Annotated in this window: 20 protein-coding genes and 2 tRNA genes; 11 read left to right on the forward strand and 11 right to left on the reverse strand. The window is 37.3% G+C overall.

Annotation, left to right across the window (positions count from 1 at the left end):
- Window positions 1-110: 110 nt before the first annotated feature.
- From Q1K34_RS12765 to Q1K34_RS12780, 4 genes are read left to right on the forward strand one after another with little or no spacing between them, the layout of a single operon-like run.
- Window positions 111-1,325 carry a DUF4856 domain-containing protein gene (locus tag Q1K34_RS12765; RefSeq protein WP_300439520.1) on the forward strand — a complete coding sequence of 405 codons (1,215 nt, stop codon included), beginning with the start codon at window positions 111-113 and terminating at the stop codon, window positions 1,323-1,325.
- Between the two features lie 54 nt (window positions 1,326-1,379).
- Window positions 1,380-2,492, forward strand: a complete 1,113-nt coding sequence (locus tag Q1K34_RS12770) for an imelysin family protein (RefSeq protein ID WP_300439522.1) — start codon at window positions 1,380-1,382, stop codon at window positions 2,490-2,492.
- Window positions 2,493-2,502: 10 nt separating this feature from the next.
- Window positions 2,503-3,867, forward strand: coding sequence for an HTTM domain-containing protein (locus Q1K34_RS12775; RefSeq protein WP_300439525.1), 1,365 nt, complete (start codon window positions 2,503-2,505; stop codon window positions 3,865-3,867).
- On the forward strand, window positions 3,848-6,313 hold the full coding sequence (locus Q1K34_RS12780) for a TonB-dependent receptor (protein ID WP_300439529.1): 2,466 nt from the start codon (window positions 3,848-3,850) through the stop codon (window positions 6,311-6,313). The genes Q1K34_RS12775 and Q1K34_RS12780 overlap by 20 nt, the downstream gene beginning before the upstream one ends.
- Window positions 6,314-6,315: 2 nt before the next feature.
- Here Q1K34_RS12780 and Q1K34_RS12785 read toward each other — a convergent pair whose 3' ends face one another.
- On the reverse strand, window positions 6,316-6,558 hold the full coding sequence (locus Q1K34_RS12785; RefSeq protein WP_300439532.1) for a hypothetical protein: 243 nt from the start codon (window positions 6,556-6,558) through the stop codon (window positions 6,316-6,318).
- Between the two features lie 393 nt (window positions 6,559-6,951).
- Here Q1K34_RS12785 and guaB point away from each other — a divergent pair, with 393 nt between their 5' ends.
- On the forward strand, window positions 6,952-8,424 hold the full coding sequence (gene guaB, locus Q1K34_RS12790) for an IMP dehydrogenase (protein WP_300439535.1): 1,473 nt from the start codon (window positions 6,952-6,954) through the stop codon (window positions 8,422-8,424).
- A 59-nt stretch (window positions 8,425-8,483) separates the two neighbouring features.
- Here guaB and Q1K34_RS12795 read toward each other — a convergent pair whose 3' ends face one another.
- Window positions 8,484-9,038 (reverse strand): OmpH family outer membrane protein, encoded by a 555-nt coding sequence (locus tag Q1K34_RS12795; RefSeq protein WP_300439538.1) that lies wholly within the window; start codon window positions 9,036-9,038, stop codon window positions 8,484-8,486.
- Window positions 9,039-9,108: 70 nt separating this feature from the next.
- The gene (locus Q1K34_RS12800) at window positions 9,109-9,561 is read right to left on the reverse strand and encodes an SRPBCC family protein (protein WP_300439541.1); all 453 of its coding nucleotides are present in this window, start codon (window positions 9,559-9,561) and stop codon (window positions 9,109-9,111) included.
- Window positions 9,562-9,756: 195 nt separating this feature from the next.
- Between Q1K34_RS12800 and Q1K34_RS12805 the strand changes: the two genes are divergently transcribed.
- The 4 genes from Q1K34_RS12805 to Q1K34_RS12820 all read left to right on the forward strand — a co-directional run bounded on the left by Q1K34_RS12805 (window position 9,757) and on the right by Q1K34_RS12820 (window position 15,498).
- A complete protein-coding gene (locus Q1K34_RS12805) occupies window positions 9,757-10,617 on the forward strand; it encodes a peptidyl-prolyl cis-trans isomerase (RefSeq protein WP_367183333.1) in 861 nt (286 codons plus the stop codon).
- Window positions 10,580-12,028: a peptidylprolyl isomerase gene (locus Q1K34_RS12810; protein ID WP_300439545.1), complete on the forward strand. Its 1,449-nt coding sequence runs from the start codon at window positions 10,580-10,582 to the stop codon at window positions 12,026-12,028. The genes Q1K34_RS12805 and Q1K34_RS12810 overlap by 38 nt, the downstream gene beginning before the upstream one ends.
- An 8-nt stretch (window positions 12,029-12,036) precedes the next feature.
- Window positions 12,037-12,987 (forward strand): MoxR family ATPase, encoded by a 951-nt coding sequence (locus tag Q1K34_RS12815; protein ID WP_300439548.1) that lies wholly within the window; start codon window positions 12,037-12,039, stop codon window positions 12,985-12,987.
- Window positions 12,988-13,230: 243 nt separating this feature from the next.
- A complete protein-coding gene (locus Q1K34_RS12820; RefSeq protein ID WP_300439551.1) occupies window positions 13,231-15,498 on the forward strand; it encodes an aconitate hydratase in 2,268 nt (755 codons plus the stop codon).
- 121 nt (window positions 15,499-15,619) lie between these two features.
- On the opposite strand, the gene Q1K34_RS12825 is transcribed toward Q1K34_RS12820, so the two are convergent.
- Window positions 15,620-16,048 carry a hypothetical protein gene (locus Q1K34_RS12825; protein WP_300439554.1) on the reverse strand — a complete coding sequence of 143 codons (429 nt, stop codon included), beginning with the start codon at window positions 16,046-16,048 and terminating at the stop codon, window positions 15,620-15,622.
- A gap of 161 nt (window positions 16,049-16,209) precedes the next feature.
- Here Q1K34_RS12825 and Q1K34_RS12830 point away from each other — a divergent pair, with 161 nt between their 5' ends.
- Both Q1K34_RS12830 and Q1K34_RS12835 read left to right on the forward strand, forming a co-directional pair.
- Entirely contained in the window at window positions 16,210-16,971 is a 762-nt protein-coding gene (locus Q1K34_RS12830) for a LexA family transcriptional regulator (protein ID WP_300439557.1), read from the forward strand.
- Window positions 16,972-17,547: 576 nt separating this feature from the next.
- On the forward strand, window positions 17,548-18,108 hold the full coding sequence (locus tag Q1K34_RS12835; protein WP_300439560.1) for a TlpA disulfide reductase family protein: 561 nt from the start codon (window positions 17,548-17,550) through the stop codon (window positions 18,106-18,108).
- A 2-nt stretch (window positions 18,109-18,110) separates the two neighbouring features.
- Here the strand turns inward: Q1K34_RS12835 and Q1K34_RS12840 are convergent, their stop codons facing one another.
- The 7 genes from Q1K34_RS12840 to Q1K34_RS12870 all read right to left on the reverse strand — a co-directional run bounded on the left by Q1K34_RS12840 (window position 18,111) and on the right by Q1K34_RS12870 (window position 23,726).
- The gene (locus tag Q1K34_RS12840) at window positions 18,111-19,247 is read right to left on the reverse strand and encodes a lycopene cyclase family protein (RefSeq protein WP_300439563.1); all 1,137 of its coding nucleotides are present in this window, start codon (window positions 19,245-19,247) and stop codon (window positions 18,111-18,113) included.
- A gap of 15 nt (window positions 19,248-19,262) precedes the next feature.
- Window positions 19,263-19,712, reverse strand: coding sequence for a sterol desaturase family protein (locus Q1K34_RS12845; protein WP_300439566.1), 450 nt, complete (start codon window positions 19,710-19,712; stop codon window positions 19,263-19,265).
- A gap of 11 nt (window positions 19,713-19,723) precedes the next feature.
- Window positions 19,724-20,563: a phytoene/squalene synthase family protein gene (locus Q1K34_RS12850; RefSeq protein ID WP_300439568.1), complete on the reverse strand. Its 840-nt coding sequence runs from the start codon at window positions 20,561-20,563 to the stop codon at window positions 19,724-19,726.
- A 1-nt stretch (window position 20,564) separates the two neighbouring features.
- Window positions 20,565-22,031: a phytoene desaturase family protein gene (locus Q1K34_RS12855; protein ID WP_300439570.1), complete on the reverse strand. Its 1,467-nt coding sequence runs from the start codon at window positions 22,029-22,031 to the stop codon at window positions 20,565-20,567.
- A gap of 8 nt (window positions 22,032-22,039) precedes the next feature.
- On the reverse strand, window positions 22,040-22,942 hold the full coding sequence (locus Q1K34_RS12860) for a MerR family transcriptional regulator (protein WP_300439572.1): 903 nt from the start codon (window positions 22,940-22,942) through the stop codon (window positions 22,040-22,042).
- 390 nt (window positions 22,943-23,332) lie between these two features.
- Window positions 23,333-23,415 (reverse strand) — tRNA-Leu (locus Q1K34_RS12865).
- 238 nt (window positions 23,416-23,653) lie between these two features.
- Window positions 23,654-23,726, reverse strand: a tRNA-Lys gene (locus Q1K34_RS12870).
- Window positions 23,727-23,926: the final 200 nt, after the last annotated feature.

A 23,926-nucleotide genomic window follows, 5' to 3' on the forward strand; every position in this document is an offset into this window, starting at 1 on the left:
TGCCATTGAAAAAAGTTATTTAAAATTAATCTAAATAAACTTGCTGTAACTGGAACGGGTTTTTATATTTGCGCCCGAATACTATTTTAAACCAGTCTAAATAAAGCAAAATGAGAAAACTGTTATATTCAGCAGTATTAGCAGGAGCAACTTTAGTTTCCTGTTCTTCAGATGATGATTCTTTAAATCCTGAAGGAGAAAATAATTTAAACGTACCAGCAACTTATAATTTCGAAAGAGATAATGTTTCAAGCGTAAATTTCAGCGGACAAACGACCAGACTTCAAATGACTGGAGAGATCCTTTCAAATTTCAACGATTTTGACAACAATTCAGAAGAACTTCTTTTGAATATGTTTTCAAATGAAAATTCACCTTTTGAAGATGCCAGTTTAAACGAATCTTCCAAAAGCGTAAAATCTAAGGTTGCTGCATCAAATTTCTATTTTTCTACAAACACCGTGGAAAGCACCGAGATCAAAAATGATTTTGAGTCTTATATTTCCGGGCAGATGAATATGGTGAAACCTAATAAAGATCAACTGGCTGAACCTGGTGTCGCGGGACAGATTGGAGATGATGGTAGCACTCGCTATGTAAATGCTAAAGGATTAGAGTATAACCAGGCTTTTGCAAAAGGATTGATTGGAGCACTTTTATTAGATCAAACTTTAAATAATTACCTGTCTGTAGCTGTACTTGATGAAGGTGATAATAGAGCAAATAATGATGCGGGAATAACCGAAGATGGTAAAGCTTACACCACCATGGAACATAAGTGGGACGAGGCTTATGGATATGTATATGGTGATCCATCTATTCCGGCTGCAGATCCAAATTCTGTTCTAAATGATAATGATGATGCTTTACTCTTTAAGTACATGGGAAGAGTAGAAAACGATGAGGATTTTGCAGGTATTGCTAATGAAACTTTCGAAGCATTTAAGACAGGAAGAGCAGCAATTGTAGCTGGAGATTATTCTACAAGAAATGAGCAGATCGAAATAATTCGTGAAAACCTTTCAAAAATTATCGGTATCCGTGCGGTATATTACCTGCAAAATGGTAAAAACGCGATTGAAAATCAAAATTACGGTGCTGCGTTCCATGATCTTTCAGAAGGATTCGGATTTATCTATAGCCTTAGATTTACGCATAACCCGGCAACCGGAGCACCTTATGTTTCTAAGCCACAAATTGATACAATTATAGATCAATTACTGGCAGGAAACGGATTCTGGGATGTAACTCCCGAAATGCTGGACACCATGTCTGAGGAAATTGCTGCAGGCTTTGACTTTAGTGTGGAAGAAGCTGCTGAATAAATAATTAGCCGGAGCCGGAAGTTTTTTCTGCTCCGGTTTTTAAAATTTAATACCATGAAGATTTCAAAATTATTGCTAATAGCCTGTTTGGTTTTTGCTGCCTGTTCTACTGAGGATGATGGTAGAAATGATAATGGTGGAGGTACAGATGATTCTTTTGATCGGGGAGCTATGCTCGCCAATTGGGCAGATAATATCATACTTCCGGCATATGAAGATTTGAATAGCAATACTCAAAAACTGGAAGAACTTACCCAGTCTTTTGTGGATAACCCTGGAAATACTGAATTAACTGCGCTAAGAGCTCAATTCAAGGTGTCTTATCAGTTATTTCAAAACGTTTCTATGTTTGATATGGGGAGAGCCGAGGAATTAGATTACAGGAGATTTTTAAATACCTATCCTCTTAATGCGGTAGATGTAAATTCTAATATCACCTCCGGAAGTTTTAATTTGGAATTACCATCAACTTATGACGAACAGGGATTTCCAGCTTTGGATTACCTGCTTTATGGTATAGCTAATACTAAAGAACAAACAATTTCAAAATATACGGAAGATGAAAATGCTGAAAATTACAGGAATTATTTATTAGCTGTAGCCAAACGTATTAATAGTCTTACTGCTGAAGTTACTGCCTCCTGGCAGGGTGATTATAGAAATACTTTTGTAAATAATACCAGTTCTTCCAGCAATGGATCTGTGGATCGTTTGACCAATAAATACGTGATGTATTTTGAGAAATTTCTAAGATCTGGTAAAATTGGTTTCCCTTCAGGAGCTATTACAGGAACACCTTCCCCAATTAACGTAGAATCTTATTATTCTGAAGATTTTTCCAAGCAGTTATATCTTGAGGCTTTACATAGTTCTAAAGATTTCTTTACTGGTAAATATTTTGGTACTTCCGGTTCTGGAAAAAGTTATCAGGCATATTTAGAAGCTTTGGGTAGAGGGGATCTTGCAGATGATATTTTAGCTCAATTTAATGCTATTGAGTCTCAGTCTGGAGATCTTGATCCAAGCTTAAGAAACCAGGTAGAAACGAATAATACCCTGATGCTGGAAGTGCATGATGAACTACAAAAAGAAGTGGTTTTGCTGAAACTCGATATGCTTCAGGCGCTTTCTATTAGCGTGGATTATGTAGATTCAGACGGAGATTAGTTGCAGATAAATGAATCTGTCCATTTCTAAATATCTTAATTCTTATACCGAAGCAGCCCCACTGGCAGTTTTTAGAATTGGATTTGGAATAATGATGTTCATTAGTATCATACGATTCTGGCTGAACGGATGGATTGAAAAACTTTATATAACTCCGAAATTTCATTTTAGTTATTACGGATTTGAATGGGTGAAACCGCTTGGCGATTTCACCTATTTACTTTTTATAATATGTGGTCTGGCAGCGCTTTTCGTAGCTTTTGGATATAAATATCGCATAGCGATCATCACATTTTTCCTGAGCTTTACCTATATCGAGCTCATGGATAAAACCACGTATCTCAATCATTATTATTTTGTAAGTATCCTTAGTTTTTTACTCATCTTCCTGCCGGCGAATACTTATTTCTCCCTGGATGCCTGGAAGAACCCTAAAAATGCCTTTCAAAAGATCCCGCGCTGGTGTATAGATACCATTAAACTTTTACTCGGAATAGTTTATTTTTATGCGGGTCTCGCTAAACTAAATTCAGACTGGTTGCTAAAGGCTATGCCTTTAAAAATATGGCTGCCTTCCAAATATGATCTTCCTTTTCTTGGAGATCTTATGCAGCAGGAGTGGGTCGCTTATGCTTTTAGCTGGAGTGGCATGTTGTACGATCTACTTATTCCTTTCCTTTTATTATACAAAAAAACACGCTTGGTAGCTTTTCTGGCAGTAATAGCCTTTCACGTGATGACCAGGGTTTTATTTCCTATTGGTATGTTCCCCTATATCATGATCGTGAGTGCGCTCATATTTTTCAGTCCGCAAGTACACCATAGAATCCTGAAAATGATTTCTTCCTGGTTACGTATAGATAAATCAAAATTTGATAATAAGAAGATGCCTTATAGAAAACCAGCACAGAGAAAACTTATTCTTTCTGTGGTAACTGTTTTTTTCGTGATCCAGTTACTATTTCCCTGGAGGTATTTGCTTTATCCTGGTGAATTATTCTGGACAGAAGAAGGTTTTAGATTTTCCTGGAGGGTGATGTTGATGGAAAAAGCCGGTTATGCCGAATTTAAAGTGGTAGATGCAGAAACCGGGAAACGATTTTATGTGGATAATGCCGATTTTTTAACCCCGTTTCAGGAAAAGCAAATGTCTTTTCAGCCCGATATGATTTTGGAATACGCACATTTTCTGGCAGAACATTTCAGAAAAGATGGTCATAAAAACATTGAGGTCTATGTAGATAGCTATGTGGGGTTGAATGGAAGAAAAAGTACTCCTTATATAAGCCCCGATGTTAATTTGCTTAATTTCGCGGACTCGTTTGAACGCAAAACATTTATTTTACCCTTCGAAGATGAAATTAAAGGTCTTTAGCATATTTTTCTTTTGTAGTCTGTTGATGAATGCACAGTATTCTCTAAGCGGAAAGGTGACTTCTTCTGAAACAGGTGATCCGGTACCCGATGCCGAGATCTGGAATAAGACTACAGGAAAACTAACTGTAGCCAATTCCAATGGAGAATTTGAAGTAGAAGATCTGGAAGAAGGATCTTATGTGTTCGCTGTTTTTAGTTATGAATATGAAATTATAGAAAGGGAAATTCAGGTTTCAGAAAATAGAACAGTCAATTTCCAACTTTCTCCTCTCGCCGAAAGTCTAAGCGAGGTAATGATTACCAATAGAAGAGAACAGATTTTTGCCCTCAGAAAACTTAGAAAAGTTGAAGGTACGGCTATTTACGCGGGTAAGAAGAGTGAAGTTGTTCTATTGGATAAGGTCTCTGGAAACCTTGCAGCGAACAACGCGAGGCAAATCTATAGCCAGGTGGTAGGTTTGAATATTTACGATAATGGCGATGCAGGTTTACAATTGAATATTGGAGGGCGCGGTCTGGATCCCAACAGGACCCAGAATTTTAATACCAGGCAGAATGGCTATGATATTTCAGCTGATGTATTGGGTTACCCGGAAAGTTATTATACTCCACCGCCGGAAGCCCTTCGGGAGATACAGGTGGTGCGGGGAGCGGCTTCTTTACAATATGGAACGCAGTTTGGCGGACTCATAAATTTTAGGTTTAAGGAACCGGTTCCAGATAAAGAAATTGAATTGGTGTCTAGGCAGTCTGTAGGCTCCTACGATCTTTTTACCAGCTTTAACAGCCTTAGCGGCACGGTCGGAAAATTTAGCTATTACACTTATTATAATTATAAAGGCGGAAAAGGCTTTCGGCCTAATTCAGGATACGATTCCCATAACGCATTTGCCCATCTTGGATGGAAATTTAATGATAGAACAAATATAAGTTTTGAGTATACCTATCTTGATTATTTAGCACAGCAACCGGGTGGATTAACTGATAATCAATTTTATGAAAATCCCGATTTCAGCAATAGGGAAAGAAACTGGTTTGATGTGAACTGGAATCTTTTCGCACTGAAACTGCAACATGAACTAAGCGATAAAACAGATCTTAGTTTGAATATCTTCGGACTAAATGCAAGTAGAAAAGCCGTCGGTTTTAGACAAAACAGGGTGGCATTGCCGGATGATCCTGAAGAGCCAAGGGAATTATTGATCGACGATTTTTCGAACTGGGGAGCCGAAGCGAGGGTGCTTACGCGCTATAATTTATTTGAGGAAGAGTCCGTTTTATTGCTGGGAAGTAAATATTATCAGGCATTTAATGAGCAGCAGCAAGGTCCGGGAAGTGCTTCTGCAGGCCCCGATTTTAATTTTGCCTCGGAAGATTTCCCAAATTATGAGCGGCAATCACAATTTGAGTTTCCTAATAGTAACCTTGCTTTCTTTGGAGAGAATATTTTCAATGTCACCAATAACTTTTCCATAACCCCGGGCTTTAGATTTGAATATATAAATACTGAAGCAGATGGGTTTTATAAGAATATTGTAAAAGATAATGCTGAAAATACGTTGCTGAATGAAACCAATGAAGATGACCGTGAGTTTGAAAGAAGTTTTATTCTTCTTGGAGTTGGGAGTAGTTATAATTTAAATCCTTCTAACGAGCTTTATGCGAATTTTTCTCAGAATTACCGGTCGGTTACCTTTAACGATATCCGGGTGGTAAATCCAAGCTTCCAGGTAGATCCAAATATTAGGGATGAAGAGGGTTTTACTTCAGATATAGGAATTAGAGGTAGATTGAAAGATTTTCTTTCCTACGATGCCAGTATTTTTGCTTTGAGATATAATGACAGGATCGGGGAAACCTTAAAACCGGAAGAACGCGTAAATGCCTCAGGAGATCTGGAGCAAACAGGTAGACTGGTAAGGTTCAGGGGAAATATAGGAGATGCTTTTATCTATGGTCTTGAAACCTTTGCAGAATGGAATATTAGGAACAGCCTTTTTCAATCTGCAGAAAATTATAGAATGAATGCTTTTGTAAATGCCGCCTTTACAAAATCTGAATATATAGACTCTGAACAGGTGAACGTGGAAGGTAATGAAGTGGAGTTTATCCCGGCAGTAAATTTAAAGACGGGAATTAATTTTGGTTATAAAAATTTCCTGGCCGGTTTGCAATACACTTATTTAAGCAAACAGTTTACCGATGCCACTAATGCCCCACAGATAAAAAATGAGAATAACCGGGGAATTCAGGGAGCAGTTCCAGCCTATGGAATTTTAGATTTTTCGAGTTCCTATAGCTTCGGAAAGTTTAAAATAGAAGCGGGAATAAATAATCTTTTAGATAATTCTTATTTCACGCGCAGAGCCACAGGTTATCCGGGGCCGGGAATAATTCCGGCGCAACCAATCACCTGGTATACAACCTTGCAGGTAAAACTTTAAAATTATGCGCTTGCCTGTGGTGCCCAATGATTACACAGCATGCCCGGCGCAGCTTTTTGTGGATTTGCGCAGGTAGGTGAATGATATCTACTGCAATTAAGGCAATTCGGTTCATCTTTAATGGCAGCTTTCATCTTAAAACTGTCACAGGTATGTTGTTCTCCAACGCTGGTTTCGTGCCTGGTGCAAAAATTATTTTTGAAGCGTTCACAATTCACACAGCTATTTCCTAATCGTATACTCATAATTTTAATTATTTAAAGTCTTTTAAATTTACAATCAAAGCATTTAAGAAACAATATAAATAGCTAAGGTGCAGGTTTCTATGCCTAATGTTGATTTCTTTTTAAAATGTTTATCCGTATTTGTACCTAAAGATAAATTTTGTCATCTTGAGCGTAGTCGAAAGATAGACAAAAGACATCTCGACTGCGCTCGATGTGACATAGAATGTATCAGATTTTGTGTTTAGGTTTCTTACGAATAGGCACATATTTTAAAATTCAGATTCTCTCTTAGGACCGGCTAATAATAAGTTCTGAAAATTTTCAAAGCAGGTTTTCCTCTCTTAACACATGAGAGTCTCATTTTCTCATATATAAGTCTTACATTTGCATGCAATTAAATCCTTAATTGCAATGACTGCACACGATTCAAAAATACTTGGCGACGGACTTACTTATGACGATGTACTTTTAGTACCTGCTTATTCTGAAGTTCTCCCAAGAGAAGTAAGTATTCAATCCAAATTCACACGTAATATTTCAATTAATGTGCCTATCGTTTCAGCAGCGATGGATACCGTGACCGAATCCCGTATGGCGATTGCCATGGCCAGGGAAGGTGGTATTGGTGTGTTGCACAAGAATATGAGTATAGAGCAACAAGCGCTGAAAGTGCGAAAAGTAAAGCGTGCTGAAAGTGGAATGATCATAGATCCTGTAACCCTTCCGATCTCTGCCAGGGTTAGGGATGCCAAGGAATCTATGAAAGAACATAGTATTGGTGGAATTCCGATTGTAGATGATAACGGTAAACTCCTTGGAATTGTTACGAATAGAGACCTAAGGTTTGAGAAGAACTTAAACCGCCCTATCGCTGAGGTGATGACTTCAGAAAATCTTGTAACGGTTGCGGAAGGAACCTCTTTAGATGATGCGGAAGATATACTTCAGGAAAATAAAATTGAAAAGCTGCCTGTAGTAAATAAGGATGACAAGTTAGTGGGATTAATAACTTTTAGGGATATCACCAAACTAACTCAAAAACCCATGGCTAACAAAGATAGCTATGGCAGGCTGAGAGTTGCGGCTGCCGTGGGAGTTACTGGTGATGCTGTAGATCGTGCGGAAGCTTTGGTAAATGCAGGTGTAGATGCAATTATTATAGATACGGCCCATGGACATACCAAAGGAGTGGTTCATGTATTGCAGGAAGTAAAGAAAAAGTTTCCTGAACTGGATGTGGTAGTTGGTAATATAGCCACTGGAGAGGCTGCAAAATATCTGGTAGATGCAGGGGCAGATGCAGTTAAAGTAGGGATAGGTCCTGGTTCTATTTGTACTACCCGTGTGGTTGCCGGCGTTGGATTTCCTCAGTTTTCTGCTGTTCTGGAAGTTGCTGCGGCTATTAAAGGTAGCGGAGTTCCTGTAATTGCTGATGGAGGAATTCGTTATACGGGAGATATTCCAAAAGCCATTGCTGCGGGCGCAGATACTGTAATGTTGGGATCATTATTGGCCGGTACAAAAGAATCTCCCGGCGAAACGATTATATACGAAGGAAGAAAATTTAAATCTTACCGCGGAATGGGATCTGTTGAAGCCATGGAAAAAGGTTCAAAAGACAGGTATTTCCAGGATGTGGAAGATGATATTAAAAAATTAGTGCCTGAAGGAATTGTAGGACGTGTTCCTTACAAAGGAGATCTGGAAGAAAGTATCCACCAATTTGTTGGTGGGTTAAAGGCCGGAATGGGATACTGCGGTGCTAAAGATGTGGAGACGCTAAAAGAGACCGGGAAGTTTGTAAGGATTACTGCTGCCGGAGTTCATGAGAGCCATCCGCATGATGTTACCATTACCAAAGAATCCCCTAATTATAGCAGGTAATATAAATAGTTAGACATAAAAAAACCCGCATCTCGCGGGTTTTTTTATTTGAAAATAAATTAATTTTCAACAGTATTTTCAACAGTATTTTCAACAGCCGGTTTTGGATCCTTGGCTTCTATACCCAATTCATCCATCACTTTTAAGGTAATATCATCTTCGGCTCTGGAGAAAGCAAGACCACTTGCTCCTGCATGAAATATTTGCGTAAACCCTTCTTCAAGAATTATCTTTTTCATTGCCACATCTATCTTTTCATATAACGGCCCGGTTAATTCATTACGCCTCATTTGGATTAATAGAGAAGCTTTTTGACGGAAACCTTTAATATCATTTTCAAGCTCGATAATTTGGCTTTCTTTTTCTTTTCTGGCTTCTTCTTCCAGGCTTTCACTGGTGTCCTGATATTCTTTTACCAAAGTTTCATATTCCTGAATATTAGCTTTAAGATCTTCCTGAAGTTCTTTATTATAGGTTTCAAGATTTTTATTGACCTCGGTATTATCAGGCATTTGGGAAAGTATATATTCGGCATCTATAGTGCCAATTTTTGATTGTGCATTCCCTGAAAATGCTATAAACAATAAAAGAATTCCTAAAATTACTCGTTTCATTTGTGTTATTTTTCGCAAATATAACAGCCTGAATAAAATATAGCTAGATTTTTTACTTTAAAAATAGTGATTACTCATTCTTTACGCTTTTTCCATCTTCTACAAAAGCCTTAAAATCGTCCATATATTGTTTGGATTGCTTTTTAAATGCTCCTGGTATAAACCAGCCGAATAACTTCATGAATCCGCTAAATTTAAATTCATTATCTGCAATCCAGTGGGTGTTATTTTCAGGGGTTTCGTTAAACCGGTTTTTCTGAAAATTGTAGACCCCTTTTGCTTCATACGTAGCACTGAATTCCTGAGGTAAGTTATTTTTTAATATGGTTTCGGTCATTTCAATTTCTCTCTTTCCAATTTTATATTTCAGGAGATTTTGGGAGCCATTAGCACCGAGCTCTCCGTTGATGGGTTTCATAAAAATAAAACCTCGCTGCCAATGTTCTATATTTTCCGGCTTTGAAAATTTTTCTATCACCTCATTTCTAGGTCTGTTGATAGTAATTTGCTGTTGATATTTCATAACTAACTGGTTTGTTGAAATCTAAAGATATAGCAGAAATAAATTCTTCTAAAATTTATAATTTAAATCTCTGGTTTTCGTTATGCCTTTAGCTTGCAGAACCTTAACTAATTCTTATTTTTGCGCAGATGAAGATTTTACTTTTGAGTGAATCTCTTCTGGCATTTATTTTGAGAGGTGCTAAAAAAATTGATTTTGAAGAAACGCTTTCTTGGGTTTATTGTAAGTTTTGCAGCGCTATGTATGGTAAGTTGCAATTATTTTGAACAATCTGATGATCGCAAGGTTGTGGTAAGGGTAAATGATTCATTTTTATATGAAGAAGATATTGCGGCCCTAATAAATGAAGGTACTTCGCCAGAAGACAGTACCCTAATAGTATCAAATTATATTACGCGCTGGGCCACACAGCAATTATTGATAGACCGGGCAGAATTGAATTTACCGGAATCTCAACAGGAAGAATTCAATAGCCTGGTGAATAATTACCGAAATGAGCTTTACACCAATGCGTATACGGAAGCTGTAGTTTCCAGGGACCTGGATACTTCGTTAAATTCCAGTGAGGTAGAGGAATATTATGAGCAAAACAAGGAAAATTTTATTTTAAATGAAGACCTGGTCAAGCTTAGATATATTAACCTTGCTAAAAATAGTAACAACCTGGAAGAACTAAAGAATAAATTCAGAAGGTTTAATGAAAAAGACCAACAGGAGTTAATGGATATGGGTTTGCAATTCAAATCTTATTCCCTGAACGATTCGGTTTGGATAAAAACAAAGTCGGTTTATAACAAAATTGGGCCGCTTACCGTGGAAGACAGGTCAAGTTTACTTAAAAAATCTAATTTTATGGAATTACAGGATTCGCTAAATGTGTACCTTGTATATGTAAATGATGTTTTAAGCCGAAATGAGCAGGCTCCCCTTGAATATGCTTCGGCAACCGTTCGCGAAATTTTGCTTAATAAGAAAAAGCAGGCGTTAATCAAAGAATTAGAAAAAGATATTACTAAAGATGCAATTAAGAATAATGAGTTTGAAATTTACAATTAAGACTGTTTTAGCAGCCGGATGTTTGCTGTTTTCGACCTATACAAATGCGCAGGAAGTGATAGTTACAGATAGTACTTCCATTCAACCCGACGCAGAGGTTAAACAGAAAGATGTGACCAAACAGGGTTCACAAAGAATGAAAGTAGATGGTATTGCTGCCGTGATAGGTGAATATATCATTTTAGATAGCGATGTAGATCTTATGTACAAGGATATGCAAAGCCAGGGAATGTCTACTGCAGATGTAACCGACTGTAACCTTGCGGGTTCACTAATGGAAAATAAACTCTATGCCCATCATGCTATTCAGGATAGTATCATTATTCCAGATTCTCAAATTAACGGCGTGGTAGACCAGCAAATCCAGGGATTGGCCCAACAGGCAGGTTCTATGGAAAAAGTTCTTGAGTTTTATAAGAAGGAAAGTGAAGCCGAACTTAGGGATGAGATTTTTCAGCTTACCAAGCAAAGACAGCTTGCGCAAAGAATGCAGCAAAAGATCATTGAAGAAATAGAGGTGACTCCGGAAGAAGTAAGACAGTATTATGTAAATATGAAGGAGAAGCCTATGTTTGGAACTGAAGTTGAATTGTCTCAAATTGTAATTGAACCTGAAATTCCACAATCTGAAAAGCAGAAAGTGATTGACAGGTTGAATAGCTTTAAAGCTGATATTGAGGAAAATGGAGCTAGCTTTTCTACAAAAGCGGTACTATATTCTCAGGATCCCGGTAATGCTTCAGATGGTGGCAGAATCACCCTTACCAGGAAAGATGCCTTTGTAAAAGAATTTAAAGATGTGGCCTTTAGTCTTCAGGAAGGTGAAATTAGTGAGCCTTTTGAAACAGAATTCGGGTATCATATTATTCAGGTTGATAAGATTAGAGGTCAGACGGTAGATTTAAGGCATATTATTTTAATTCCAGATGTGACCAATGCTTCCGTAGAAGCAGCCAGAGAAGAGATAGATACTTTAAGAAGTAAGATTGTTGCTGGCGATATAGAATTCGCTGAGGCCGCCAAAGAAGCTTCCGATGAGGAGGAGACAAAAAACGACGGTGGAAAGCTGATAAATCCACGAACAGGAGATACCAGGTTTGAACTTACTAAAATTGACCCGGAGTTATTTAAACAGGTAGAAGAGTTGGATGAAGGTGACGTTTCTTTAGTTTTAACTCAAAAAGACAGAACCGGGAGACCACAGTTCAAGATCATTAAGGTGACTAAGAAGATAGAAGAACATGAAGCAGATTATGCTACAGATTACCTTAAAATTAAGGAACTTGCCCTGCGTGACAAACAGTTAGAGGCTATTGAAGAATGGCAAAAGCAAAAAATTAGTGATACCTATATCAAGGTAAATGGAAAGTATCGCGATTGTGATTATACCAGTGACTGGGTAAAAAATTAAAACTTTATATGTCTGACGTAAAATTGGTAGAACAACTGGTAGCTAAGCATGGCGATCTAAAAAAGGAGATTGCAAAAGTTATCGTAGGCCAGGATGAGGTGGTTAACCAAATCCTGTTATCAATTTTTTCCGGCGGACATTCCTTATTGATTGGTGTTCCCGGCCTCGCCAAAACTTTAATGGTAAATACCATTTCCCAGGCGCTGGGTCTGGATTTTAAAAGAATTCAATTTACTCCAGATTTGATGCCGAGTGATATTCTGGGATCTGAGATACTGGATGAGAACAGGAAATTTAAATTTATAAAAGGACCAATATTCACTAATATTTTACTGGCAGATGAGATTAACAGGACTCCGCCAAAAACCCAGGCAGCTTTATTGGAAGCTATGCAGGAGAGAGCGGTAACCGTGGCAGGACATCACTATAAATTGGATCTTCCTTACTTTGTGCTGGCTACTCAAAATCCAATAGAACAGGAGGGTACTTATCCTCTTCCCGAAGCTCAGCTGGATAGGTTTATGTTTGCCATCAACCTGGATTATCCGAGTTTTCAGGAAGAGGTAGATGTGGTAAAATCTACTACTTCAGATAAACCACAGGAGGTAAATGCGCTATTTTCAGCTCAGGAAATTTCAGACATTCAGCAGGTAATAAGAAGGATCCCTGTACCCGATAATGTGGTGGAATATGCGGTTAGGCTTGTGGGAAAGACGAGGCCTTTAAATGGTGCACCGGAGCTTGTTACCAATTATGTAGATTGGGGCGCAGGTCCCAGAGCTTCACAAAATCTGATCATGGCTGCTAAAACTCATGCTGCTGTGAATGGAAAGTTTTCACCAGATATTGAAGATGTACAGGCAGTAGCTTTCGGAATATTGAGACATAGGATCATTAAAAATTATAAAGCTGAAGCTGAAGGTATAACTGAAGAGGAGATTATCCGAAAACTTTTCTAGTTTTAAACTTCTTTTAGCTAATTCATAATCAGTCTAAAAAGCTAATTTCTCTCCCCATCCTCCACGTTTTTGATAAATTCTCAATTTATCATCTATAAATTACTTTTTATTGAATTTTTAGCGATAAAAATTATAATTACGGAAATTATTTATACTAATTTCTGACTATCACCTCTAATTTTCAAAATCCCTTTAAAATTCTTATTTTTGCAAGACTTTTTTAGAACATAAATTAAACAGAATATGGCATACGATATTGATATGATTAAAAAGGTATATCGCCAAATGGCTGAACGTGTGAATACAGCACGTGAAGTTGTAGGTAAACCTTTGACACTTTCAGAAAAGATCCTTTATTCTCACTTATGGGATGGTAAGGCTAAGGAAGCTTATACCAGGGGCAAGGATTATGTAGAATTTTCACCAGATAGGATTGCCTGTCAGGATGCGACTGCGCAAATGGCATTGTTGCAATTTATGCAGGCTGGGAAGAAGCAGGTAGCTGTTCCAACGACTGTTCATTGTGATCACCTTATTCAGGCGAAAATGGGAGCAGCGATAGACTTACAGTCGGCTAACAAAAGCAGTAGTGAGGTTTTCGATTTTCTGGAGTCGGTATCTAACAAGTATGGCATTGGATTCTGGAAGCCGGGTGCAGGTATTATTCACCAGGTTGTTCTTGAAAATTATGCCTTCCCTGGAGGAATGATGATTGGAACAGATTCACATACTGTAAACGCAGGTGGATTGGGAATGGTAGCGATTGGTGTTGGCGGTGCAGATGCCGTTGATGTAATGGCAGGAATGCCATGGGAGCTCAAATTCCCGAAATTGATTGGAGTGAAGTTGACCGGTAAACTTTCCGGCTGGACCTCTTCTAAAGATGTGATCTTAAAAGTTGCAGGTATACTTACCGTAAAAGGTGGAACCGGAGCAATTATTGAATATTTTGGTGAAGGAGCACGTAATTTGTCCTGTACAGGTAAAGGTACTATCTGTAATATGGGAGCTGAAGTTGGTGCAACCACTTCAACATTTGGGTACGACGATTCTATGGAGCGTTACCTGAAAGCTACGAACAGAGCCGATGTTGCTGAGGCAGCTAATGCGGTTCGTGAACATTTAACCGGCGATGATGAAGTTTATGCAAATCCAGAGCAGTATTTTGATGAACTGATCGAGATCAATTTGGATGAGTTGAAACCTCATTTAAACGGACCATTTACTCCAGATCTTGCCACTCCTATTTCTGAAATGGGGAAAAAAGCGAAAGAACATGACTGGCCAATTAATGTAGATTGGGGACTTATTGGATCCTGTACCAACTCTTCTTATGAAGATTTAACCAGAGCAGCTTCTATTGCCAAACAGGCCGTAGACAAGAAAGTAAAAGCTAAATCAGACTTCGGAATCAACCCGGGATCTGAACAAATTAGATTTACTGCTGAAAGAGATGGATTGCTTCAAATCTTTGAAGATCTTGATGCAACTATCTTTACAAATGCCTGTGGCCCCTGTATAGGTCAGTGGGATCGTTCAGATAGAAAAGGGGAAGAGAAGAACACTATTGTTCATTCTTTTAACCGAAACTTCTCTAAACGTGCAGATGGTAACCCAAATACCCACGCTTTTGTAGGTTCTCCTGAAATGGTTGCGGCTATTGCAATTTCTGGTAGACTTGATTTTGACCCAACTCGTGACAAGCTTATGAACGAGGATGGTGAAGAAGTAATGTTAGATGAGCCACAGGGAATTGAACTTCCAACTAAAGGATTTGCTGTGGAAGATGCAGGATATGTTGCGCCAAAAGAAGATGGAAGCAGTGTAGAAGTAAAAGTAGCTTCAGATAGTGAAAGACTTCAGTTGCTTACTCCTTTTGAGCCATGGGATGGTAAGAATCTTACCGGAGCTAAACTTCTAATAAAAGCATGGGGTAAATGTACTACAGACCATATTTCTATGGCGGGACCTTGGTTGCGTTATAGGGGTCATTTAGATAACATTTCCAATAACTGTTTAATTGGAGCTATCAATGCATATAACAAGAAATCCAACTTTGTAAAAAACCAGCTAACTGGGGAGTACGATGGTGTTCCGGCAGTACAGAGAGAATATAAGAAAGAAGGAATTCCAACGGTAGTGGTGGGAGATCATAACTATGGGGAAGGTTCTTCCAGAGAGCACGCGGCGATGGAGCCAAGACACTTAGGTGTTAAAGTGGTACTGGTAAAATCTTTTGCACGTATCCATGAAACAAACCTTAAGAAGCAGGGAATGTTAGGACTTACTTTCGCAAATGAGAACGATTATGATCTTATTCAGGAAGATGATACTTTTAACTTTACAGATCTTGAGGATTTCGCTCCAGATAAGCCTTTAACGATAGAGATAGTTCATGCTGACGGAAGCAAGGATACTATAAAAGCAAATCATACATACAATGCCCCTCAAATAGAATGGTATAAGCATGGTTCTGCTTTAAATCTTATCAAAAAGCAGAATGCAGCTTAAGATTTTTTAAATTTTCAGAAATTTAAAAAACCTCAGAAAAAAGTTCTGAGGTTTTTTTTCGCCATATGCCCCCATAGTTATGGCTGGAATTTTCTTGTTGAGATGGAATTCTTTATGGCAGTTACATAGAGCCCTCGTTCATCATGTATTCTTCAATATCATTTTTTTGCCTTAAAAGCATGTTTACAACGGGTTTTGGAACTCCAGGTGTGTACAATACTGTATAATATAATTGGATGTTCCTTGATTCCCAGTACATAATACTGTTCCAATTTTTTGGCTGAAAGTAAAGCACGATACTGGAAGTGGTATTAAATATTTGTACCACCAGATAAAATAGCATATTTTCAGGCCAAAGACAGTTTTGATTTCGTAACTTACCTATTCGTTTTTCAAGTTGTTTTTTTGCGATTTGTCTCTTTTCTGATCTCTCAATACAGATATTTCTTGCTTTCTCATCTGTCTTACTTACCGCTTTGTATAGTGAGATTACAATTTTATTACAACATCGAAGCCGGTATAAGCGGCAAACAAGTAAGTATAATTGCATTTGATTGAAAATCAGGAAGTAATATATGCTTAAAATTTAATTTGATTAGCAAATATTTAGCACTAAAAATTATAGACTCAACCGTAAATATCATTTGTAATTATAAATGATTTTTAAAATAAATGGATGTCCGTTCTTTGAATTTTAAAAGTGGATACCGAATGAATTATAGAGTTGAAATAGGAAAAAGGATCAAGAAATTACGGCTAAGCAATAATTTCTCACAAACCCATGTGGCAGAAATCCTGTTTATCTCTCAGGCAGCCTATTCCTTAATTGAAAATTCTCAGAATGGAATTGTTTCTGAGCATATTATTAAATTGAGTAAGCTATATAATGTTTCTACCGATTTTATTTTAACCGGTGAAAAAAATTATATCAAAGTAGGACGTAATGCCGGATTTGTGCCGCTTTTACGTACAAATGCACACGCAGGCTTTTTAAAGGAAATGGATAATGAAGATTTTTTTGATGTAAAAGACTGGTTCCGAATCCCCGGTTTCGATCCCTCCAAGGATCAAACACTTTTTGAAGTAGAAGGAGAAAGCATGACGCCTACAATATTTCCCGGCGATGTTTTGATCTGTCAGTTGCATCATAATGTAGATAAGGTTTTGGATGGCTCGGCAGTAGTGGTGATTACGGTAGATGGAATTATGGTAAAAAGGTTACGAAGAGATGAAAATGAGGAATATTTTTTAGTGGAGAATGATAATGAAAACCATAGTGAAACTGTGAGAATCAAGAAAGAAGATATTAAAAAGCTGATGATGATTAGAGGGAAAATAAGTGGTGTGCTTATTTCTCAAAAGGAAGCTAACAGATCAGATAAAATGAAAAATCTGGAAGAGAGTATAAACCATTTAAAAAAGGAGTTGTACAGCATGAATAAAAAGTTAACTTCCTTAACCGATAAAAAGTAGCTGACTAAAAGCGTCAGGATTCTTTTATATATCCGTTTTCTGTCTTATAAGCTTCTTTCGTGACCCTGAAATCCATGATAAAAATCATCTAACGTAGGAAATTGATATATTTTATTAAGATACCTGTCCATTTTTTCCACTGATGAAAATTCTGCATTCCTCTCCCTTTGGTCGTCGGATGCATTCAAAATCCAGGCTTACGAAACTCTATCTAAATTTATCGTACAACACCCAAATTTTAGGAACTAGCCATTAAGATGTGTTTTTATAGAAAATTTGTTTAGCTCAAACAGCCTAAAATTTCACGTTACTTACACCTCAAATTTTACGCTAAATTTTCGATACGCAGGGGAAATGGAAGCTCTTAAAATCATTATTTAACTTTATCATTACTAATTTCAGAAATATGTCAATGCTAATTCATTTCAGGGTCTTGATATAGTATTGATTTACATCAAAAATGAGATTCTGGAACAATTCCGATAGCTATCGGAACAGAATAACTTCATTTTTCGGTTCAGGAAACTTTACTGAGAAACGATTTTTTTTATTTCTTTACACTGTAGAAGCAGTATTATGAAAATCTTCAAAAATCAGTGGTCAAACATCATCATTGTTGTGATCATTTTGGCAATGATCATTCCGCAGACAAGGAAACCCATACAAATCTTTGTGAATAAATTGATTTCTTTCGCACCCTCTGTCAATGATGAGGAAGACAGGGTGAAAATAGCGGATTATAATTGGGTTCTGGAAAATAAGCGCGGCAAGCGAACTGAATTTTCTAATTTTCAGGATGAGGTGATCATTGTAAATTTCTGGGCAACCTGGTGCCCGCCATGTATTGCTGAAATGCCTGGTTTTCAGGAATTATATGAGGATTATAGTGATAAGGTTACTTTCCTTTTTGTGTCTGGTGAACAGCACGAAACAGTAGATAATTATATGAAGCGAAAACGTTTTACACTGCCTTCCTATAAAATGCTCACCAAAGCTCCGGAACCTATGGTAGGCAGCACACTTCCCACTACCTATGTTATTGCAAAAGATGGCAATATTGTGGTAGATAAAGTGGGATCTGCTGATTGGAATAGCGAGAAATTCCGAAAAACCCTGGATAAGCTGTTAGCTGAATAAAATTAAATCTTTTTGAAGAATGACTTTAGAAATTGAGGATGGTATAATGAAAGCATGATCTTTAATTCTTCTGATAAATTTGTTTCTTCATCCAGAAATTTGAAAATATCCTGAATTTTATTTTTTGTATATAATTTAGTGAAAAGTGACTCCCCAAGATCATTACGTTTTTCCAAAACATCTAGAAAAATAGCATCATACCGCTGAAATTTTGTACTGAAAAGATTCTTAGAAGGTCTTAATCCGCACTTTATATTTTCAATTAACTGATCTATCTTCTTCTCCGTATTCTTGAAAGAATATCCAGAAGAGGCTTTAACCCATCCCCCGGCAGTGCCAATTTTAGTGAGGTATGGGGTGTTCGCTTTATGAAATGGATAATCTGTCATAGGGATTATACCTGTTTCAGATTCGGTTATTTTATATTTCTCAATTTTTAGAACCGAAGTGATATACTCTCTAATTTTTTCATCATACACACTTTTATCTGCAAGAAAAGGGGTGAAAAAAGTGAATTCAACCAGGGCTTCCTTCGAGGAAACAGGAAGAACATAGGTAAAACAGGTAGATTTATTATATTTTACCCTGTAATCCATCATGGTGAAACTTTCAGGGTCAAAATGTTCATTTTCGGTTTGTATGTATAAGCCTTTAAAATGCTGATATATCATACTGGAATTACCTATTTTTTCAAAATCGGCTGGCGGCCGACTGTCAAAAAAGTGCGTAGCCGTATAGTTGGCTTTTTCACCGATCGCTGTCCTGGTGACCTGATCTATCTTCGAAACTTTGTCTTTAATGAAAAAAAAATCTCCAGAATTATCCAGCATGTCTTTTGCATACTGGTAAAAATCCAGGGACTTCAGCATTTTGTAGGAATAGGGGGCGAGATCCAGCTCCTGATCTAATTCGGAAGTAATAAATTTAGTTTTATTCCATTGTGTAGCGATCAAATGATCCCATTGGCCAACGCCTTCTTCCCAGAAACACCAGGTTCTATCATTGTTTGTTTTTTTAGAAGGTTCAATAATCGCTATTTTCTTGCCTTTAAAAAATATATCGCTTTGAATGCGCAGGGCAAGCTGAAGTCCTGCCAGACCACCGCCCACAATGACGTAGTAATAATCTGGCGTTATCATATAGCTATGTTTTTATTATTTTTTGAAATATTTGAAGGGTACGAAAAGCATTCCGAAGCATTCTCCGTCTTCTTTTCCTAAATGCTTATGATGCATCTTATGGGCCCTTCTTATACCTTTAGCGTATTTATTATCTGCATTTCTGAAAATCTTGAAACGTTGGTGTATAAAGATATCATGTACGGTGAAATAGGTGATGCCGTACGCCAGGATGCCAAGACCTATAGGAAGTCCTATCCAGACATCCTCATATCTCCACAGTAAAAAACAGCTAATGCTAACGAGGGCGTAAAAAACAAAGAAAAGGTCATTGCGTTCCCACCAGCTACTATGGTCTTTTCTATGATGGTCTTTATGTAATTTCCATAAAAAACCATGCATTACATATTTATGGGTAAACCAGGCCATTCCTTCCATAATCATGAAGGTGGCCAGAAATACAACTATCCATAATAAAATATTCATTGCGCTTTTATTTATATAAGGTTCAACCTGTATGAAATATAAGATTTTGCAAGTAATCCTGCCTTTTGATAATTAGGAACCCGTACCCGGCGTTTTCTAATTTCAAGGGAAGGAATTCTCTTTAATTTTTGTAATAATTTGCTATAATATATATAGGCTGTGTAAACTCCAAATTTAGCCTCTACCGGTAAATGGGCAATTCCATTCAAACCTTTTCTAAAATCTTCCTCAATCTCCTGTATAATCTGTTCTTTATTCATTTCATTTAACTGAGAGAGGTCTACATTGGGGAAATAACTTCGGCTTAAATCTTCATAATCTGCTTTTAGGTCCCTTAAAAAATTTACTTTCTGAAAGGCAGACCCTAAACTCATGGCAGAATCTTTAAGCTCATGATATCTTTTTTCGTTTCCTTTTACAAAAACCTTCAGGCACATAAGTCCCACAACATCTGCACTGCCGTAAATATACTGCTTATATTCTTCCATATTGAGGTATTTAGATTTGTGTAAATCTAAACGCATACTATCCATGAAAGAACTGTATAATTCTTCCTGAATTTGATATTTATGCACTGTTTCCTGAAAAGAGTTAAGAATTGGATTTAGGGAAATTTTTGCCTGAATAGCTTTATATAGGTCTGCTTCAAAATCTTTAAAAAGTGTTTTCTTGTCGTAGTCATGGAAGCTGTCTACGATCTCATCAGCAAACCTTACGAAACCGTAAATATTATAGATATCCTGCCTTATAGAGGGGGCAAGCATTTTAGTAGCCAGGGAAAAAGAGGTGCTGTAAGAATTGGTTACGGTCTTACTGCATTCTCTGGATACGATGTCAAAGATAACTTTCATATTAATTTTTTTCATATTTTTCTATCAGGCCGGCTGCCAGTTTTCCTGAAATAAGGGATGGTGGCACGCCTGGGCCGGGAACACTTAACTGTCCCGTAAAATAAAGCTGGTCAACTTTTTTACTTTTCAGTTTGGGCCTTAAAAAAGCGGTCTGGAAAAGAGTGTTGGCCATTCCATAGGCATTGCCTTTATAGGAATTATAAGCCTCTTTGAAATCTTTTACACAGAAGGATTCTTTAAATATAATATTTGTTTTTACTTTTTGGTTGGTAAGCTTTTCAAAGCGTTTTATTATAAGGTTAAAATAATGCTCACGCAATTCTTCGGTATCTTCAAGATCTGGTGCAAGGGGGATTAAAAATATCCCGGCTTCTTTCCCTTCAGGCGCACAGGAATCATCGGTTATAGATGGGAAACTGGCATAAAATAACGGATCTTCAGGCCATTTTGGATCGTCATAAATATCTTTGGCATGCTCTTCAAAACTGGAATCGAAGAAAAGCGTATGGTGGGAGACATTTTCAATTTTTTTATCAAAACCTACATAAAACAGCAAGGAAGAAGGGGCAAAAGTTTTTTTATCCCAATATGATGGTGAATATTGTCTTAATTTTTCCGGTAAAAGTTGCTCGGAATGATGATAATCTGCCCCAGATAAAACTATGTCTGAAGCGATTTTTTTTCCATTTACTATAATAGCATTTGCTTTTCCGTTTTCCGTGATGATTTTTTCAACTGGAGAATTGAGGTGGAATTTTACTCCTAGTGATTCGGCCAGGTCGTTAATTCCTTCAATTACTTTGTACATGCCCCCCATGGGATGCCAGGTGCCCAGGCCAAAATCGGCATAATTCATAAAACTATAAAAAGCAGGGGTATCGCTAGGTTTAGCTCCTAGAAATAAAACCGGGAATTCCAGGATTTTTTGCAATTTAGGATTAGTAAACTCCTTTCTAACCTCGCTACTGATATTAGTGAAAAATCTACCCAATCGCTTAGCGGTTTCAGGTGTAATTAATTCCATTGGCGTGACTCCTGGTCGGTAAACCAATTCCTTAATGGCTATATTATAATTATCTTTAGCTTTTTTGATGAAATCATGAAGTTTTTTAGAGCTTCCAGTTTCTTCTGCCTCAAAACTATCAAATATTTTATCCAGTGAGCCTGGAATAATTACTGATTCATTTTGATCAAAATAAACCTGATAGGCAGGATCCAGCTTTTTGAGTTTGTAATAATCTGAAGGCTTTTTATCAAAATCTGAAAAGAAACGTTCAAATACATCGGGCATCCAATACCAGGTAGGCCCAATATCAAAAGTAAACCCCTCTTTCTGTAATTGTCTGGCTCTTCCTCCTAGACTGTCGTTCTTTTCAAAAACTTCAACCTGATATCCAGCTTTCGCAAGATAACAGGATGCTGCAAGGGCAGAGAATCCAGATCCTATGATATTTACTTTTTGGGACATTGTAGGGGTTATAGGGTGTTGATAAAATTGGCTATAGAATCATGGACTTTTAGGTTGCTGGAAAGTTTTGATTTATCGATTTCTTTGGTTCTTTGGCCAAATAAATAGAATTCGTGATCTTTTTCCTTACATATCTTTTCCTGGAAATCCTTAATAAACTCATGAATATTTGTGTTTACCGGTGAAACGGTTAAGTAACTTACGAAAATTAAGTTACTATGGATTTTCATAAGATAGTCCATATTATCTAGCGGGAGGCTTGGTCCCAGGTATATTGCATTTTTACCAGCTTTGAGCAATTCGTAATTTAAATAAAGTATTCCAACATCATGTATTTCGTTATCCGGGAGAAAAAGAACATATAAATTTTCATCGTCTTTTTGCGGAACTTCAGCTTTAAGCTCCGCTATGTTTAAATATATCTTTTGTTTTATTAGTTCCACAATATAATGCTCATGGATTGGTTTTATCGTATCTGTTTGCCATAGCATCCCAATTTCTTCCAGAAGCGGCAGGAATACATCATGAAATAATTCCCTGAAGCTCCTCTTTTCCTTCAGTTTATTATAGGTTCTCTGGAATAGCCGGTCATCAAAATTCATCATAGCCAATTTAAATGAATTTTTCGCGCGGTTCTCTTCACTGGATGAAGCAGAAATTCGTTTAACCAGATCATTAATCTCAGGCTCTTTCATTTTAGAGATCCTGGAAATTTTATAACCGTGACTGTTTAGGAAAGCGATATTGAGAAGTTTTTGCAGATTATCGCCATTATAGGTTCTAATATTGGTATCTGTTCGTTCAGGATCAAGAATATTATACCGTTTTTCCCAGATTCTTATAGTATGGGCTTTGATGCCGCTTAAATGTTCCAGATCCTTAATACTAAAGCTCTGTTTAATATGTTCCATAGTTTTCCAATAGAGTTAAACAAATCTAAACAATTATTAGACAATCTTATAAATAGGAAATGTTAAATTGTTTAACCTTAAGGTTAAAAGATTGAACAAAATCAATCTAGCCGTGAAAAAAGCTGGAATTATAAGGCTTACTAAAAATAAAATTGGAGATATCCGATAAAATTTTAAAGAATGCACCTGAACCTGGTATTATCAATAATTCGAAGCAATATTATTATCTATATCCTGCTTTTACAAATTTTTGAATTGTGGCATTCTTTGAAAAACACAATTTCAAGCTTTTTGTTTATCAGTTCGTTAAGTTCAAATCTAAAAGCGAAGCGGTCTAGTTGCTTTAACCGGACATGAGAATTAAAAGAAAGTAGGATAATTAAAGAGTAGTACCCGGAGCGGGACTTGAACCCGCACGCCCTAAGGACACATGGCCCTCAACCATGCCTGTCTACCAATTCCAGCACCCGGGTAAAAAAATTATGGACTTAGAAAATCCATAAGGCTGGTAAAAATATATATCCGACAATTAAACCGGATTAGAACTAAAAGGTATTCTATTTAAAACTTCCAGGAAGTATAATTTATCAAAGATTGAAAAACAACTACCTGGCAGGATGTCTTAAAAGTGATCTGGCTGGGGCTTCCTTCGACTTCACTTTCGTTCCGCTCAGGACAGGCTTCTCGCCCAACAAAATATCACTAAAAAAGTGATCTGGCTGGGGCTCGAACCCAGGACCCTCTCCTTAAAAGGGAGATGCTCTACCAACTGAGCTACCAGATCTTAGAACTAATAAATTATTGAACATGCTTAGTGATCTGGCTGGGGCTTCCTTCGACTTCACTGTCGTTCCGCTCAGGACAGGCTTCTCGCCCAACAAAATATCACTAAAAAAGTGATCTGGCTGGGGCTTCCTTCGACTTCACTTTCGTTCCGCTCAGGACAGGCTTCTCGCCCAACAAAATATCACTAAAAAAGTGATC

It is taken from the genome of Christiangramia sp. (genome assembly GCF_029937855.1).
Lineage (GTDB): Bacteria > Bacteroidota > Bacteroidia > Flavobacteriales > Flavobacteriaceae > Christiangramia.

Excerpts from the sequence above, each read along its gene's own strand:
- Q1K34_RS12765 (WP_300439520.1), top strand. The coding sequence starts at position 111 with ATGAGAAAACTGTTATATTCAGCAGTATTAGCAGGAGCAACTTTAGTT.
- Q1K34_RS12770 (WP_300439522.1), top strand. The coding sequence starts at position 1,380 with ATGAAGATTTCAAAATTATTGCTAATAGCCTGTTTGGTTTTTGCTGCC.
- Q1K34_RS12775 (WP_300439525.1), top strand. The coding sequence starts at position 2,503 with ATGAATCTGTCCATTTCTAAATATCTTAATTCTTATACCGAAGCAGCC.
- Q1K34_RS12780 (WP_300439529.1), top strand. The coding sequence starts at position 3,848 with ATGAAATTAAAGGTCTTTAGCATATTTTTCTTTTGTAGTCTGTTGATG.
- Q1K34_RS12785 (WP_300439532.1), bottom strand. The coding sequence starts at position 6,558 with ATGAGTATACGATTAGGAAATAGCTGTGTGAATTGTGAACGCTTCAAA.
- guaB (WP_300439535.1), top strand. The coding sequence starts at position 6,952 with ATGACTGCACACGATTCAAAAATACTTGGCGACGGACTTACTTATGAC.
- Q1K34_RS12795 (WP_300439538.1), bottom strand. The coding sequence starts at position 9,038 with ATGAAACGAGTAATTTTAGGAATTCTTTTATTGTTTATAGCATTTTCA.
- Q1K34_RS12800 (WP_300439541.1), bottom strand. The coding sequence starts at position 9,561 with ATGAAATATCAACAGCAAATTACTATCAACAGACCTAGAAATGAGGTG.
- Q1K34_RS12810 (WP_300439545.1), top strand. The coding sequence starts at position 10,580 with ATGCAATTAAGAATAATGAGTTTGAAATTTACAATTAAGACTGTTTTA.
- Q1K34_RS12815 (WP_300439548.1), top strand. The coding sequence starts at position 12,037 with ATGTCTGACGTAAAATTGGTAGAACAACTGGTAGCTAAGCATGGCGAT.
- Q1K34_RS12820 (WP_300439551.1), top strand. The coding sequence starts at position 13,231 with ATGGCATACGATATTGATATGATTAAAAAGGTATATCGCCAAATGGCT.
- Q1K34_RS12825 (WP_300439554.1), bottom strand. The coding sequence starts at position 16,048 with ATGCAATTATACTTACTTGTTTGCCGCTTATACCGGCTTCGATGTTGT.
- Q1K34_RS12830 (WP_300439557.1), top strand. The coding sequence starts at position 16,210 with ATGAATTATAGAGTTGAAATAGGAAAAAGGATCAAGAAATTACGGCTA.
- Q1K34_RS12835 (WP_300439560.1), top strand. The coding sequence starts at position 17,548 with ATGAAAATCTTCAAAAATCAGTGGTCAAACATCATCATTGTTGTGATC.
- Q1K34_RS12840 (WP_300439563.1), bottom strand. The coding sequence starts at position 19,247 with ATGATAACGCCAGATTATTACTACGTCATTGTGGGCGGTGGTCTGGCA.
- Q1K34_RS12845 (WP_300439566.1), bottom strand. The coding sequence starts at position 19,712 with ATGAATATTTTATTATGGATAGTTGTATTTCTGGCCACCTTCATGATT.
- Q1K34_RS12850 (WP_300439568.1), bottom strand. The coding sequence starts at position 20,563 with ATGAAAGTTATCTTTGACATCGTATCCAGAGAATGCAGTAAGACCGTA.
- Q1K34_RS12855 (WP_300439570.1), bottom strand. The coding sequence starts at position 22,031 with ATGTCCCAAAAAGTAAATATCATAGGATCTGGATTCTCTGCCCTTGCA.
- Q1K34_RS12860 (WP_300439572.1), bottom strand. The coding sequence starts at position 22,942 with ATGGAACATATTAAACAGAGCTTTAGTATTAAGGATCTGGAACATTTA.